Annotated in this window: 14 protein-coding genes and 1 pseudogene; 4 read left to right on the top strand and 11 right to left on the bottom strand. The window is 22.9% G+C overall.

The window, feature by feature from the left end:
* The first annotated feature begins 1 nt into the window (after window position 1).
* On the top strand, window positions 2-271 hold the full coding sequence (yfaE, locus tag D9V60_RS00900; RefSeq protein ID WP_158360486.1) for a class I ribonucleotide reductase maintenance protein YfaE: 270 nt from the start codon (window positions 2-4) through the stop codon (window positions 269-271).
* On the opposite strand, the gene pta is transcribed toward yfaE, so the two are convergent.
* On the bottom strand, window positions 262-2391 hold the full coding sequence (pta, locus tag D9V60_RS00895) for a phosphate acetyltransferase (protein ID WP_158360485.1): 2130 nt from the start codon (window positions 2389-2391) through the stop codon (window positions 262-264). The genes yfaE and pta overlap by 10 nt on opposite strands.
* Window positions 2392-2437: 46 nt before the next feature.
* A complete protein-coding gene (locus D9V60_RS00890; protein WP_158360484.1) occupies window positions 2438-3640 on the bottom strand; it encodes an acetate kinase in 1203 nt (400 codons plus the stop codon).
* A 165-nt stretch (window positions 3641-3805) separates the two neighbouring features.
* Here D9V60_RS00890 and nadE point away from each other — a divergent pair, with 165 nt between their 5' ends.
* Window positions 3806-4612, top strand: coding sequence for an ammonia-dependent NAD(+) synthetase (gene nadE / locus D9V60_RS00885; RefSeq protein WP_158360483.1), 807 nt, complete (start codon window positions 3806-3808; stop codon window positions 4610-4612).
* 7 nt (window positions 4613-4619) lie between these two features.
* Here nadE and sirB1 read toward each other — a convergent pair whose 3' ends face one another.
* The 4 genes from sirB1 to prfA form a co-directional block, all read right to left on the bottom strand.
* The gene (gene sirB1, locus D9V60_RS00880) at window positions 4620-5429 is read right to left on the bottom strand and encodes an invasion regulator SirB1 (protein WP_158360482.1); all 810 of its coding nucleotides are present in this window, start codon (window positions 5427-5429) and stop codon (window positions 4620-4622) included.
* A 130-nt stretch (window positions 5430-5559) separates the two neighbouring features.
* The gene (locus D9V60_RS03145) at window positions 5560-5817 is read right to left on the bottom strand and encodes a hypothetical protein (protein WP_258013318.1); all 258 of its coding nucleotides are present in this window, start codon (window positions 5815-5817) and stop codon (window positions 5560-5562) included.
* A gap of 53 nt (window positions 5818-5870) precedes the next feature.
* Window positions 5871-6386 (bottom strand): HemK/PrmC family methyltransferase, encoded by a 516-nt coding sequence (locus D9V60_RS03140; RefSeq protein WP_258013317.1) that lies wholly within the window; start codon window positions 6384-6386, stop codon window positions 5871-5873.
* Complete coding sequence (gene prfA, locus D9V60_RS00870; protein ID WP_158360481.1) at window positions 6383-7468, bottom strand: peptide chain release factor 1; 1086 nt, start codon at window positions 7466-7468, stop codon at window positions 6383-6385. Before prfA ends, D9V60_RS03140 begins: the two co-directional genes overlap by 4 nt.
* Before the next feature lie 185 nt (window positions 7469-7653).
* Between prfA and ispE the strand changes: the two genes are divergently transcribed.
* Window positions 7654-8532 (top strand): 4-(cytidine 5'-diphospho)-2-C-methyl-D-erythritol kinase, encoded by an 879-nt coding sequence (ispE, locus tag D9V60_RS00865; RefSeq protein WP_158360480.1) that lies wholly within the window; start codon window positions 7654-7656, stop codon window positions 8530-8532.
* Window positions 8533-8572: 40 nt separating this feature from the next.
* A complete protein-coding gene (locus tag D9V60_RS00860) occupies window positions 8573-9520 on the top strand; it encodes a ribose-phosphate pyrophosphokinase (protein WP_158360479.1) in 948 nt (315 codons plus the stop codon).
* A gap of 74 nt (window positions 9521-9594) precedes the next feature.
* Here D9V60_RS00860 and D9V60_RS00855 read toward each other — a convergent pair.
* The 5 genes and pseudogenes from D9V60_RS00855 to D9V60_RS00835 form a co-directional block, all read right to left on the bottom strand.
* A pseudogene (locus D9V60_RS00855) lies at window positions 9595-9804 on the bottom strand (CvpA family protein); the annotation flags it as partial.
* 251 nt (window positions 9805-10055) lie between these two features.
* Window positions 10056-11126 (bottom strand): bifunctional tetrahydrofolate synthase/dihydrofolate synthase, encoded by a 1071-nt coding sequence (gene folC / locus D9V60_RS00850; protein ID WP_261979253.1) that lies wholly within the window; start codon window positions 11124-11126, stop codon window positions 10056-10058.
* A 248-nt stretch (window positions 11127-11374) separates the two neighbouring features.
* Window positions 11375-12118: a TerC family protein gene (locus tag D9V60_RS00845; RefSeq protein WP_158360478.1), complete on the bottom strand. Its 744-nt coding sequence runs from the start codon at window positions 12116-12118 to the stop codon at window positions 11375-11377.
* Window positions 12119-12414: 296 nt separating this feature from the next.
* Window positions 12415-13869, bottom strand: coding sequence for an NADH-quinone oxidoreductase subunit N (locus D9V60_RS00840; protein ID WP_158360477.1), 1455 nt, complete (start codon window positions 13867-13869; stop codon window positions 12415-12417).
* A gap of 6 nt (window positions 13870-13875) precedes the next feature.
* A complete protein-coding gene (locus tag D9V60_RS00835) occupies window positions 13876-15405 on the bottom strand; it encodes an NADH-quinone oxidoreductase subunit M (protein ID WP_158360476.1) in 1530 nt (509 codons plus the stop codon).
* Window positions 15406-15460: the final 55 nt, after the last annotated feature.

Raw genomic sequence — 15460 nt, 5'->3', positions numbered from 1 at the left:
AATGAACTACTCTACTATTAAGATATTAAATAAAAAAACCATCATTTATACACAAAATATTTCGTTATTATCTATTTTAAAAAAAAATAATATACATATAGGATATCAATGTAAATCTGGGTATTGCGGTACATGTCGAATAGAAATAATACAAGGAAAGGTAAATTATTTAATAAAACAGCCTATAGCTGCTTTATTTAAAAAAAATGAAATTTTTCCATGTTGTTGTAAACCAAATGGTAATATTATCATTAAAATAAATCATGATTGAATTGTAGTTAAAGCAATAGTATAAACAATATCTTCAATTGATGCTCCTCTTGATAAATCATTTACTGGTTTTTTCAATCCTTGTAACATAGGTCCAATACAAATCAGATTTAAAGAACGTTGTATTGCTTTATAAGTTATATTTCCAGAATTTAAATCTGGAAAAATAAAAACATTTGCAGATCCTGAAAGTGATGAATTTGGAACTTTTAATGCAGAAACTGTTTTTGAAATAGCTGCATCATATTGAATAGGACCTTCAATTATTAAATCAGGCTGTTTTAATTTTGCAAGAGTAGTTGCATTTCTAACTTTTTCTACTTGCAATCCATTTCCAGAATACCCGCTAGAATAAGATAACATTGCTATACGTGGCTCTATACCAAAAGTTTTAGCTGAGTTAGCAGATTGAATTGCAATTTCTGCTAATTGTTCAGCAGTTGGATCTATATTAATAGCACAATCACCATAAATATATACTTCTTGAGGAAACAACATGAAAAATATAGAAGAAACCAAAGAATAAATAGGATTAGTTTTGATAATTTGAAATGCTGGACGTATAATATTAGCTGTTGTATTAATCGAACCAGAAACTAAGCCATCAACTTTATCAGATTCTAAAATTAATGTTGCTAAAACAGTATTATCTTGTAATTGTTTTATTGCAGAAAATTCAGTTAAACCTTTTCTTCTTCTTAATTCTAAAAACCTTGAAACATAATTATCTCGTATCGAATCAGGTTCTATAATAGTAATATTTTTACTTAAATAAATTCCTTTATCATTAGCTATCTGAAAAATTTTTTTTGAGCTTCCTAATAATACACATTCTGCAATTCCAAAATCTTGAGAAATTGAAGCGGCTTTTAATATGCGAGGTTCATACGCTTCAGGAAGTATAATACGTTTTTTATTTTTTTTAGATAATATTTTTAAGTGATGACAAAATGCTTTAGGTGAATATTTTTTATTATAATTAATTATTTTATTTTGGAAAAAATTTAAATTAATATTTTTAAAATGTTTGGAAATATATTTTAATATTTTGTGAATATGTAATTTATCATAAAAATTAATATTAAAATTAAATTTTTGCAATTGAGATAGTGTTTTTATTGTGTTTGTATTGACAAAAAAAATAGGAACTTTACTATCTTTTAAACAATCAATTAAAAATAAAATCTTTTTTGTAAATTTAGATACTCCTGTTAAAATAATACCACTGATTTTATTTGTTTCTAATCTAGAATATAACTTATCAAAGAATGTTTCGAATCGATTTAAACAAATTAAAAACAAACAATAATTATAATTCTTTATTATTATTTTGTCATAATTTTCATCAAATATTATTATTTTTTTGACAATATAGTGTTTCTTATTTTGAATATCAACAATATTTGCATTTAAAAAACTACAAATTTCTATTACAGATGGTATTAATAAATTTTTATTCCAAGGAATACAAGCTAATATAGAAAAAAAATTATCTTTAGAAAAGATATCTTTTTTAATTTTTAAAATATTTTTACTTTGTTTAAAATTATATAAAACATTTAAATTTTCTATAAAATCATATTCTTTTTTTATGAAAGGAGAATTTATATTATTAAAAATAAAACCCAAAATATTTTTATATTTACTATCGTTTAAAAATATTTTTATATTTTTTTCTTTTTTATTAATATATTTTAAAGAATATTCTTTTAAATGCTCTACAAATATTACTTCAGCATTTATATTTTGAGAAACTTCATAATTTATTCTATTGGCGTCAATATTTTGATTTTTATTTATACCTTTAATTAAAATTAATCCATTAGTATCTTTTTTATTGTAACATTGTTCAATCACTTGATTAACAAGTTTATGATATTGATCGGAATTAAAATATTGTTTTGAAAAATCTATATTCTTTAATAAAATTATATTATTTAAAAAATATTTATTAATGATAAATTTAGTATTATCTATTGCATCATTTATAAGAGAAAAATAAAAAAAAGATTTAAAAAAATTTTTTTTTGTTTTTTTACTAATTAAATAAACTAAACTTAAAGTAGTAGTTGTCAAACCAACATTTTCATTTAAAGGAACTAACATTATAATACGTGACATATAAGATTCTTATTATTTTAGAGTGTAAAACTTATAAAAATAATATTTAACCAACTATTTTCATTGTTTCTTCTGCTATTAACAACTCTTCGTTTGTTGGAATTACTAAAGCTGGAATAGAACTATTTATAGTAATTAAACCACTTTTTCCATTTTTAATTAAAAGATTTTTTTCTATATCAATCTTAAAACCCATTAAATACAATTTTGACAAAGTTATTTCTCTGACTAATGAAACATTTTCGCCAATTCCACCAGTAAAAACTACCGCATCCAAACTCTTATCCATCAAACATATATACGAAGCAATATACTTAGATAATCGATGACAAAAAATATCTACAGACAACTTTGCGTTTTTACTAGTAGAATAATTTTTTTCAAGATAACGAAAATCACTACTGATTCCGCTTAATCCTAATAAACCTGATTCTTTTGTTAATATTGTATTAATTTGATCAATACTTAATCCAATTTGTTTATGCATAAAAAAAATAATTGAAGGATCTATATCACCACTTCGAGTACCCATAACTAAACCTTCTAAGGGTGTTAAACCCATGGAAGTATCTACACAAACTCCATTTCGAATTGCAGCCACAGAAGATCCGTTTCCTAAATGACATGTTATAATATTTAACAAATTAAAATCTTTATTTAACATAATAGATGCTTGACTTGAAACATAATTATGACTTATGCCATGCGCACCATAACGTCGAATATGGTGTTTTTTATAAAAAAGATATGGAATAGCATATAAAAATGAAGTTTTTGGCATCTTTTGATAAAAAGAAGTATCAAAAACTGCTACATTTTTATTTGATAAAATAGGAAATTTTTCCATCACCATTTTAATTCCTATTAAATTTGCAGGATTATGTAATGGCGCAAATGGAATAGCATTTTCAATAAAATTTATAATTTCAGTATTAATTAAAACAGATTTATTTATTTTCTTTCCACCATGAACAACTCTATGTCCTATACCAACGATATTATTATATATATTTTTTTCTTTTGATAAAACTTGGTTAAAAATAAAATTTAAAGCATCTTGATGATTTATATAAGAACCTATATATTTTTTATATTTTATACCCGAATGTTTCCACTTAACATATGTCTTTTTTAAAAATAAACACTCTACTAAACCAGATAAATATTTTTTTTTAGTTGTTGGGTTTAATATAGAAAATTTTATAGACGAACTACCACAATTTAATACAAAAATTAAATTATTCAATATTATTTACCAATGTTTAGTTAAAAATTAAAAGTAAAAATAATTTTTTAATATTCATTAAAAAAATTAATATATTTAATATATAATAATTAACAGAGTAAAAAAAGATAATCTAACAAAAAATAAATATTTTTATCACATCTCAATTAATTTAAAGTTAAATAAAATATGATATTACAAAAAAAAATTATTAAACTACTAAATGTAAAATCAAAAATTGTGCCAAAAATAGAAATTAATAATCGTATTATACGATTAAAAAAATACTTACTGCAAAACATTCATTTAAAATCTTTAATTGTAGCGATCAGTGGAGGTCAAGATTCTACATTAACAGGAAAATTGTGCCAAATAACCATTGAACAATTACGTAAAGAAAAAAAAGATCAATCCTATCAATTTATTGCATTAAGATTACCATATGGCATTCAAAAAGATGAAGAAGATTGTAAAAAAGTAATTGATTTTATTAATCCAGATAAAATTTTTACAATTAATATTAAAAAATCAGTCTTAAGTAGTGAATTATCATTGAATATAGCAGGAATTAAAATTTCAGATCATGTTAAAGGAAACGAAAAAGCAAGAGAAAGAATGAAAGTACAATATAGCGTAGCTTCAATGCAAAATGGAATAGTTGTAGGAACAGGAAACGCTGCAGAAATTATTACAGGTTTTTTTACTAAACATGGAGATCATGGAGTAGATATTAATCTTATATCTCAATTAAATAAACGACAAGGTCGATTATTGTTAAAAGAATTAAATTGTCCTGAAAATTTATATTTAAAAACACCAACAGCAGATCTTGAAGATAATAATCCACAAAAACCAGACGAATTTGCTTTAGGCATTCAATATAATATAATTGATTCCTATTTAGAAGGAAAAAAAATTAGTAAACTAGATAAAAAATTTATTGAAAAACTTTATCTAAATACACAACATAAAAGAAACACAATTAATATTGGATAAAATTTTATTAATGTAATATCATTTTTTTTTGTTCAATAGTATGAATTTGAACTTTAATTATTTCGCTAATAGGGTCTTCCGGACAATTTTCAACAAAATAAAGTAAATCTGTTAAAGCAACATGATTACACTCTAAATGTGCATAAATCAATCCTCTATCACGGATTTCATATGGATCATTAGGATCAATTTGTAAGAGAACATTACTGACATTTAGAGCTAATTCCATATTTTTTTCTTCCATTAGAGCTGATTTTAAAGTATTTAACATTTTTCGAATAATAGTAATAGACTCAGCTTGATATAAATCATTTTCATATAACTCTGCTGTTGGACTAATATTTCCTTTTAACCATACTTCTAATGTGTGCTGATCTAAAAGATCACCATTAAACGGATTAATTAACCACTTTTTTTTATTTGACCAATCAGCTCTTAGTATTAATTGTGTAGGAAATGCTACAGGATTTAATGGTAATTTTAATTCTTTCGCAATATGTAATAAAAGAACACCTAAAGACACAGCAGTACCTTGTCTAGTTTTCAAAACATTATCAATCCACAATACATCCGAAAGTTTATAAATACCACTTGCTCCACCAAAATTCCAATTTTTATAAAATAAATTTAATAATTTTTTTAATTTTTGATTTGGTTCAATTTCAGATGAAATATAAGATTGTGCTTCTTGAATTTTATTGCACATATCTAAAACTACAGATTCTACAGGAAAATCTTCTCGAATAAACTGAGAAGCAGCTATAATAGAATCAAATAATGATAATTTAGATAAATTATTTTTTGAAAAAGATTTCATATTATTATACTAATACTTTTAAGTAATAAAGAAATTAAAATTTATTTTTAAAATATTTTAATAAACAATATTTAATTATATTTAAAAATTTAAAATTTTTATTTGTAAATTAAAAACTTCAAAAATATTATTATTTTTTTTGACCAATAGTAACACGATCATTACCTCCATAATCTTTATAAGATTGTATATTTAAAAAATTATATTTTTTAAATAAAAACTGAACCTGTAACTTTTGTTTCCATCCATGTTCAATAAATAGCCAGCCGTTATAAAATAAATAATTTTTTGCTTGATTTATAATTAACTCAATATCTTTTAATCCATTATTTTCTGATACCAATGCATTAATTGGCTCGAAAATAAGATTTTTTTTATAAAATTGCATTTCTTTTAAACTAATATATGGGGGATTACTTACAATAATATGAAATTTTTTATTTATATGTGAAAACCAATTACTATAAAAAAAAAAATATTATTTAAATTTAATTCTATCGCATTTGTTTTAGCTATTTTAATAGCTTTATTTGAATTGTCAACAGCCGTAATGTTGAAATTTGAACAAATGCTTGCAAGTGCTAATGCGATGGCTCCACAGCCTGTTCCTAAATCAAGAATGTATTTTTGATCTTTATTAATTTTAGATAATACTTTTTCAACTAAAATTTCTGTATCAGGTCTAGGAATTAAAGTATCTGGAGATACATGTAAAGATAAAGACCAAAAATCTTTTTTTCCTAATATATAAGCCATAGGTTCACCTATTAATCTTCGATCAACAAAATTTTTTAACTTTTTTTGAGTAAATTCATTTAATTTTTTTTCATCAAAAGCTATAATCCAAGATCGTGAACGTTTTAATACATGACTTAATAATATTTCAGCTTCATATCGAGGATATTCAAAATTAGAGAATATTTTAATTGTTTCCTGTAGCCATTGATATATTTTCATACTTTAAACTCAGATAAAGAAGAGAGCATATCTGCTTGATATTCTTGAATTATTGGTTTAATCAAATAATCTAATTTTCCTTCTAATACTTCATCTAATTTATATATAGTTAAATTAATTCTATGATCTGTAATTCTATTTTGCGGAAAATTATATGTTCGATTTCTATCTGATCTTGATCCACTACCTAATAAGACACGTCTCATAGAAGAATTTTCTTGTTGATTTTTTTCTAATTTTGCAGTATATAAACGAGCAGATAAAATAGATAAAGCTTTTGCTTTGTTTTTATGTTGTGATCGTTCATCTTGACATTCTACTACATATCCTGTTGGTACATGAGTAATTCTAATGGCTGAATCAGTAGTATTAACATGTTGACCACCAGCTCCAGAAGAACGAAAAGTATCAATTTTTAAATCAGATAAATTAATTTCTTCTTTTTCTGTTTTAGGAAGGACAGGCATTACAGCAATAGTACAAGTAGATGTATGAATTCTCCCTTGCGATTCAGTTTCCGGTACTCGTTGGACGCGATGCCCTCCTGATTCAAATTTTAAACGACCAGAAGCACCTTTTCCTGTAATTTTAACTATAATTTCTTTAAATCCTCCCTTTTCATTTTCACTAGAACTCATTATTTCTGTTTTCCACATATAACTTTCAGCATATCTTATATACATTCTAAATAGTTGACCTGCAAAAATAGATGATTCATCTCCACCTGTAGCTGCTCGAATTTCAATTAAACAACTATGCTGATCATTAGGATCTTCAGGTAATAATAATATTTTGATTTTTTTTTCTAATTTTTTTTTTTGTTTTTTAAGTATGTAATATTCTTCTTTTGCTACATCAAACATTTCTTTATCATCAAATAAAGCATTTATATCTTTCATATCATATTCTATTTTTTCCCACTCAATAAAATATTTAATAATTTCAGAAAGTTTTAAATATTCTTTAGATAAGTTTTTTAATTTATCTTGATTTAATATAGTGTCTTTTTGAGTAAGTAACACTTCAATTTCTTGATAACGATATTTTAAAGACTTTAATTTATTAATAATAGATGCGTTCATATAATATTATCCCTTTTGTAATTCAAAAAAATTAAATAATATTTATATTTTTTAAGCTAATTAATATATTCTAATAATAAAAAATTAAAATCTTCAAATTAAAATGATTATATCATTTTTAATAATTTTCAGTATAATTTTAATAAATATTAACATAAAAATAATTTTTTAAAAACAAACACAAAATGATATATACATGGCCTTCTCCTGCAAAAATTAATTTATTTTTATACGTTACAGGTATTCGTTCAGACGGATATCATTATATACAAAGTTTATTTCAATTTCTCAATTATGGTGATACATTAAAAATAATTTCAAACAAAACTAATAAAATTGAATTATTCGCTGAAAAACAACTTTTTTTAAATAAAGAAAATACTATTATTAAAGCAGCTCAATTGTTAAAATCAAAAGCATTATATTATGAAAAAACAAATTGTACCACTCTTGGAGCAAAAATATTTTTAAATAAAAAAATACCCATAGGAAGTGGTTTAGGAGGTGGGTCATCCAATGCTGCAACAGTATTAATTGTATTAAATAAACTCTGGAAAACAAAATTTACATTGGAAGAATTAGCTAAATTCAGTCTTAAAATTGGATCAGATATTCCAGCATTTATCATGGGAAAGACATCTATTGTTGAAGGAATAGGAGAAATATTGCATCCTATTCAAAGAAATGAAAAATGGTATCTAGTTGTTTATCCTAAAATTCATATTTTAACAAAAAATATATTCTCTAGTTCTTTTCTTAAGAGCACATCTCAAAAAAAAACAATACAATTATTATTAAAATCTCCATTTAGCAATGATTTTGAAAATATAGTAAGTAATAAATTTAAAAAAATAAAAAAATTACTTTCTATGCTATCGATTTATGCGCCTACTAGAATGACTGGAACAGGATCCTGTGTTTTTGCAGAGTTTAATGATAAGCTATCTGCTCAAAAAATATTTTCTTTACTTCCCAAGAATATGGAAGGATTTATTGCTAAAAGTGTTAATACTTCTCCACTACATCATGTTTTTTATAAAAGAAATACTCATATTTTCAATTAAAAATCAACATTAAAATAAAAAATAAAAAACAAGGTTTTTTATGCCAGATATGAAATTATTTGCTGGAAATTCTATTCCAAAACTAGCAAAATTTATTGCTCACCGACTTTATATAAATTTAGGAAATGCATCTGTAGGACGATTTAGTGACGGTGAAATTAGCGTTCAAATTAATGAAAATGTTAGAGGAAGTGATGTCTTTATTATACAGTCAACCTGCTCTCCAACTAATGATAATATTATGGAGCTTGTTGTAATGGTAGACGCATTAAGAAGAGCTTCAGCTGGTAGAATTACTGCAGTAATCCCATATTTTGGATATTCACGTCAAGACAGACGTGTAAGATCCGCACGTGTTCCAATTACAGCTAAAGTTGTAGCTGATTTTTTATCCAGTATCGGAGTAGATCGTGTATTAACAGTAGATTTACATGCTGAACAAATTCAAGGATTTTTTGATGTACCTGTAGATAATGTATTTGGTAGTTTGATTCTGTTAGAAGATATGTTGCAAAGAGAATTAAAAAATCCTATTGTTGTCTCTCCTGATATTGGTGGAGTCGTAAGAGCTAGAGCAATTGCTAAACTTCTTTATGATACTGATATGGCAATTATAGATAAAAGAAGGCCTCGTCCTAATATCTCTCAAGTGATGAATATTATTGGTGATGTTGCAAATAGAGATTGCATTTTAGTTGATGATATGATTGATACTGGAGGAACACTTTGCAAAGCCGCAGAAGCTCTTAAAGAAAGAGGTGCAAAAAGAGTTTTTGCATATGCTACACATCCTATTTTTTCAGGAAAAGCATCAGAAAATTTAAAATATTCAGTCATTGATGAAGTAGTTGTATGCGATACTATTCCATTACAAGAAAAAATTAGATTATTACCAAATGTACGAACTCTTACATTGGCCGGAATGTTAGCAGAAGCTATAAGACGAATCAGTAATGAAGAATCTATTTCTGCAATGTTTGAACATTAACAAATTGATGCTAAGCACAATATATTTTTAAAAATAATGTGCTTAGTATTTTAAAATACATTAAAAATTATTTTTTAAAAATATGTAAAAAATAAATGAATTAAAAAAGATTCTTCTATTAAATTTAAATAAATAGTATTACTATACTTATAAATAAAAAATAATAAAAAAAACACTAATATTATTCCTCGAAATAAACCAAATAAACCTCCTAAAATAATATTAATGTATAATAATTTAAATTTTTTAATTATTTTATTAAAGATAAAATTCAATAATATTTTTACTGTAAAAAAAAAATAATAGTAATTAAAATTATTAAATAATTTTTATTTTTTAAAAAAATATCAGAATAAAAATTACTAAAATATATATAATTAATAAAAAAATAAACAAAAAAAAACCAAAATATAGTAGATGTTAAATCTTTCAAAAAACCTTTAAATATTCCTAAAAAAGTAGAAAAAAAAATAACAATAAAAATAATAAAATCTATTAAGATCATAGTTTTTCCAAAAAATAATTTCTTATTATGTTATTTTATTTGTTTATTTTTTATAGCAATAAATTCTGAAACAGTAATAAAAGAACCAAAAACTAACACTATATCTTTTTTAGTTAGTATTTTTTTTAAGTTATTCCAAGCATTATAAATACTATTAAAAAAAAATGTGTTATGAATAGGTAAAATATTTTTTAATTGCTTAATAGTAGCAGTTCGAGTTGTAGGTAAAGTAGAAACATACCAAGAATAAACTTTATCTTTTAATGGAGCAATAATTGATAAAATGTCTTTGTCTTTACACACACCAAATATTGAATATATCTTTCCTTGTGTATCTATTTGATCAATTTTTTTAGCAAGGTATAAAGATGCATTAGAATTATGAGCGACGTCAAGAATAATACGAGGAAAATAAGAAATAATTTGAAATCTACCTTGTAATTGTACTTTTAATATTGAATTTTTTAATGTTTCTTTATTAATTTTAAGATTAGAATAAAATAATGCTGATAAAGCAATAGCGGCATTTGGCAATGGTATTTGAGGTACTGGCAAGTTGTATAATTTTATATTTGAATGAATTAAATTCCATGTATTACTGTACTTTTCCCAATACCAATCTTTATTCACTATTTTTAATATTGTTTTACTTTTTTGTGCTTCTTGATATATAGAATCTGGGGGATTTTTTTCCCCAATAACAGCAATCTTGTTTCTTCTAAAAATACCAGCTTTTTCACGAGCTATACTGAATCTATTTGAACCTAAAATTGAAGTATGATCAAGACCTATATTGGTAATCAAAGATATATTTGAATCTATAATATTAGTAGCATCTAACCTACCTCCTAAACCAACTTCTAATATAATCACATCTAATGAATATTGTTTAAATAACAATAAAGCTGTAAGTGTAATAAATTCAAAATAACTTAAAGAATAATCTGATTTTACAGAATCTATATTAATAAATGCAGAAACATATTGTATTTCAGTGAGATATGAACCGTTAATTTTAACTCGTTCTATAAAATTTAAAAGATGCGGAGATGTATACAAACCAACTTGGTAACCTGCATCTAATAATAATTGCTCTAACATAGCACATGTTGTTCCTTTGCCATTGGTTCCTCCTATAGTAAAAAAAAAAAGACTTTAAACTTAATAAATTTAATTTTTCTGCAATATTTTTTACTTTTATTAAATTAATTTCATTTTTTTTTTCTAATTTTTCTAAATATTCAATCCACCTAGAAAAAGAAAAATTTTTTTTACACATATTTCCAACTTATTTAAAAAAATTTATCATATAAATTTTAAAAATATTAAATATAAATAATTACGTAACATTATTTTTTCTTGATAAAAATAATATTAATCATAAATGTAGCGATTAAAATGATTAATATAATACTAAAAGTAAAAAAAGTTGAAATTACTATAAATTTTTCAAGTAATATTTTAAAACCTATAAACATTAAAATAAATGATAAAGCATATTCTATCATAGGAAATTTTTTTACTACAGATGCCATAAATAAATACATAGATCTTAATCCTACAACTGAAAAAATATTAGATGATAAAATAATAAATAAATTATGAGTAATAGAAAAAATAGCAGGAATGCTATCTGCAGAAAAGAGAATATCACTAAATTCTATAAGAATTAAAGATACAAATAAAGGAGTCAAAAATATTTTATTATTTATTTTTACAAAAAAATTTTTACAACAAGCATTATCACTTATTCTAAAAATTTTATAAATCCAAAATAATCCTATATTTTTTTGTTTAGTTTCTTCTTTATTTGGTATAAAAAATGTTTTAAGACTAATTAATATAAATAATATTCCAAAAAAATATAATATCCAATGCCACTTAGAAAATAAAAAAAAACCAAAAAAAGAAAATACAAAACGTAATACTAAAGCTCCTAATAATCCATATAATAAAACTTTTTTTTGATAAATAATTGGTATTTTAAGTGATTTAAAAATTAAAAACCAAACAAAAACATTATCTATTGAAAGCATAATTTCTAATAAATAACTAGTTAAAAAAGAAACAATATTTTTATTAGCAATATGCATTCCACTTATTTTATATAAAAAACTCCAAAATATAGAAACGAACAAAAAAAAAGCAAAAAAATAACTAAAAATCCAACGATATAAATAAAAAAAATGTTTTATTTGATTTTTAAAATTATATTTTTTAAAAAATTTAATTAAAATAAAAAACCCTCCAAATATCAGCAAAATTAAAAAATAATCATTAAATCTTTTTTTATTTAATTAAAAAAATTTATTTAACAAAAAATATTATTAACTTTTTAAAAAATCAGACAATGTAAAATTATTATTTACTGATAGTTATTTACTATAAATTACTCAGCTAACTTTATTAAATATATTAACGGATTTGGAAATATCCCTAATGTTAATAATATTACCCCAGAAAATACTATGCAAATTTCAGAAGGAACATCAATGCAAATATTTGATATATTTTTATTATTTAATAATGGATCTAATGGTTTTAAATATAAATTAATAATTAATCTAAAATAACCATAAAAACCTAATATAGTTCCAAACAAAAAACTAAAACCAATTAACCATAAATTATTTTTTATTATAATAGATAAAATATAAAATTTTCCAATAAAACCTAAAGTTATAGGAATTCCAGCTAAAGAAAGTAAAGCAATCGTCATAATCCCACTTAAAATAGGTTTAGACCAAAACATGCCTCTATATGAATCAATTAAATCTACATCATTAGATGAATGAGAAAATAACTGAATAACACCAAAATATGATATATTAATAAATAAATAATTAAAAAGGTAAATGATAACCGTTTCTAAAGAAAAAAGATAATTATTTTTTAAAACAAGAAAAATTATTAATAAATAACCTAATTGAGATATTGATGAATAACCAAAAAATCTTTTAATATTATTTTGAAAAATAGCCATTAAACTTCCAAATAATATAGAAAAAATACTTATCAATAATAAAATTAAATATAATATTTTATTATTCATAATAGAATTACATGCAAATATATTTAATAAAACACTAAAAAGAGCTACTTTTCCAGAAACAGAAAAAAATGATAAAATTGAAGATGGTGTTCCTTGATAGATATCTGATGTCCATAAATGAAACGGAACTAGTGATAGTTTAAATAAAAACGAAATTAATACCATTACTATTCCAAATAGTACAACTATTTTTTCATCATTTGATATAAACGATAAAACATAATTTATAGACGAAATGCTAAGATTTCCAGAAATAGCATATATCCAAGAAATACCAAGTAATAAAAACGCAGAAGATATAGCAGATAAAATAAGATATTTAAACGCTGCTTCTAAAGCATAATTTACATAATTTGAATAAGCAAGCAAACCAAAAATTGGTAATGACATTAACTCAATACTAATAAATATTGATGACATATGATTAGAAATAGTTAAACAAATTGAACCTAATGTTGAAAGAAGTAGTAATAAATAAAATTCTTCTTTATTAAAAGGATAATTTAATAACCATGAATATGAAAAAATACAAGTCGAAAGACTAGAAATTAAAATAATACTAATATATAAAATAGAATACTTATTCACATGAAATAATACAGTGATATCAATGGGAACAATTGAAATTAAAAAATATAATGAAAAAAAAGTTGCAAATAAAGCAAATGTACTTAATACGGTAACCAAAAAATGATTTCGATTATAAGAAATAGATAATATAACTATCACTACACCTGCTACTAAAATTAACAAAGGTAATAAAGCAGTTAATTCTTTTAGATTTATCATCATTATTTATTATAACCTTGTCTTTGAAATAGAATTAATAAATTTTTTTTGAAAATAATATATAGAAGATATAGTATCTTTTGAAATATTTAATATCTTTTGAGGCATTAAACCTAAAAAAAATAATGCTAAAATTAATATTATTAATACAAAAAATTCTTTAATATTCGGGGAAAACATTAAATAATTTTTATTACAAGGGCCATAATAAATTCTTTGAATCATATATAAAGAGTAAATAGAAGAAAAAATAATACTTATTATAGCTATAATCGAAACAATAGAATATGTTTTAAATATTCCAAATAAAATTAAAAATTCACCAATAAAATTTCCTGTTCCTGGAAGCCCTAGATTTGATAAAGCAAAAAATAACGAAAAAGCAGGAATCCAATAAATTTTAGACCAAAACCCTCCCATTTCAAGAATATTTTGTGTTTGAAAATATTTATAAATTTGACCTGACAAAATACATAAAGCAGCAGTAGATAGACTATTAGAGACTATTTGAATAACTAATCCATGAAAAGCAATTTCACTATTACTATAAATAGCAATTAAAATTAATCCCATATGAGAAATAGAAGCATATGCAATTAAACGTTTGATATTCGTTTGAGAAAAAGCTAATAAAGATCCGTAAAAAATACTAAACAAACCTAAAAACATTGCAATCGGAGCAAGTGCTTGTATTGTATTTGGAAAAAGTGTCATACAATAACGAAAAAGTGCATAAGGCGCGGTTTTTAATAAAACACCAACTATATCTACTGCACCACAATATGCAGATTCAGCATGAAAATCTGATAACCATCCATGAAATGGAACAATAGGCATTTTTATAATAAAAGAAACAAAAAAACCAAACATAATAATATATGCTATATTTGAATCAATCGAATTAAAAAGTAATAAATTATAATTAAATGTTAAAATATGAGTATTATGATAATAACTAAAAACCAATAATAAAATTGAAATTAACATTATTAAACCAGAGATTTGCGAATATATAAAAAATTTATTAGCAGAATTTATAGCATTTGTTTTATCTTTTTTGTTATTTCCCCATAATGCAATTAAAAAATACATTGGAACTAGTATAACTTCCCAAAAAAAGAAAAATAAAAACAAGTCAAAAGCAATAAAAATACCTATAACTCCAGTCAAAACTAGCATCAAATTAAAATAAAAAAATCCTTCATTTCTTTTAATTTCATTCCATGCACACAAAATAGAAATAATTCCTAAAAAAAAAGTTAAAAATATCATAATGATTGAAAAACTATCAATAGCTAAATGAAATTCAATTCCAAATCTAGGTATCCAAGGCAATATTAATTCATAGTTCCAATTAGGATAATGATTTGTTTGAGATATATACAAATCTCTAAAAAACCATATTTTAATAGCAATTAAAATTGTTAGTATAATACTTATTAGTGCAATATAACGAGGAATACATTTCTTTAATTTAAAAGACAAAAGAGAAATAAAACTACTAAAAAATGGAATGATAATCAATAAAGAAAGTAACATTAGATATATATTCCTATGATTTATAAGACTATTTAATTAAAAAATTTTGTATAAT

This window comes from Buchnera aphidicola (Aphis craccivora) (assembly GCF_005082145.1).
Lineage (GTDB): Bacteria > Pseudomonadota > Gammaproteobacteria > Enterobacterales > Enterobacteriaceae > Buchnera > Buchnera aphidicola_U.
This window is presented reverse-complemented; position numbering and strand designations above follow the sequence as displayed.

Excerpts from the sequence above, each read along its gene's own strand:
- yfaE (WP_158360486.1), top strand. The coding sequence starts at position 2 with ATGAACTACTCTACTATTAAGATATTAAATAAAAAAACCATCATTTAT.
- pta (WP_158360485.1), bottom strand. The coding sequence starts at position 2,391 with ATGTCACGTATTATAATGTTAGTTCCTTTAAATGAAAATGTTGGTTTG.
- nadE (WP_158360483.1), top strand. The coding sequence starts at position 3,806 with ATGATATTACAAAAAAAAATTATTAAACTACTAAATGTAAAATCAAAA.
- sirB1 (WP_158360482.1), bottom strand. The coding sequence starts at position 5,429 with ATGAAATCTTTTTCAAAAAATAATTTATCTAAATTATCATTATTTGAT.
- D9V60_RS03145 (WP_258013318.1), bottom strand. The coding sequence starts at position 5,817 with ATGCAATTTTATAAAAAAAATCTTATTTTCGAGCCAATTAATGCATTG.
- D9V60_RS03140 (WP_258013317.1), bottom strand. The coding sequence starts at position 6,386 with ATGAAAATATATCAATGGCTACAGGAAACAATTAAAATATTCTCTAAT.
- prfA (WP_158360481.1), bottom strand. The coding sequence starts at position 7,468 with ATGAACGCATCTATTATTAATAAATTAAAGTCTTTAAAATATCGTTAT.
- ispE (WP_158360480.1), top strand. The coding sequence starts at position 7,654 with ATGATATATACATGGCCTTCTCCTGCAAAAATTAATTTATTTTTATAC.
- D9V60_RS00860 (WP_158360479.1), top strand. The coding sequence starts at position 8,573 with ATGCCAGATATGAAATTATTTGCTGGAAATTCTATTCCAAAACTAGCA.
- folC (WP_261979253.1), bottom strand. The coding sequence starts at position 11,126 with ATGTTAGAGCAATTATTATTAGATGCAGGTTACCAAGTTGGTTTGTAT.
- D9V60_RS00845 (WP_158360478.1), bottom strand. The coding sequence starts at position 12,118 with ATGCATATTGCTAATAAAAATATTGTTTCTTTTTTAACTAGTTATTTA.
- D9V60_RS00840 (WP_158360477.1), bottom strand. The coding sequence starts at position 13,869 with ATGATGATAAATCTAAAAGAATTAACTGCTTTATTACCTTTGTTAATT.
- D9V60_RS00835 (WP_158360476.1), bottom strand. The coding sequence starts at position 15,405 with ATGTTACTTTCTTTATTGATTATCATTCCATTTTTTAGTAGTTTTATT.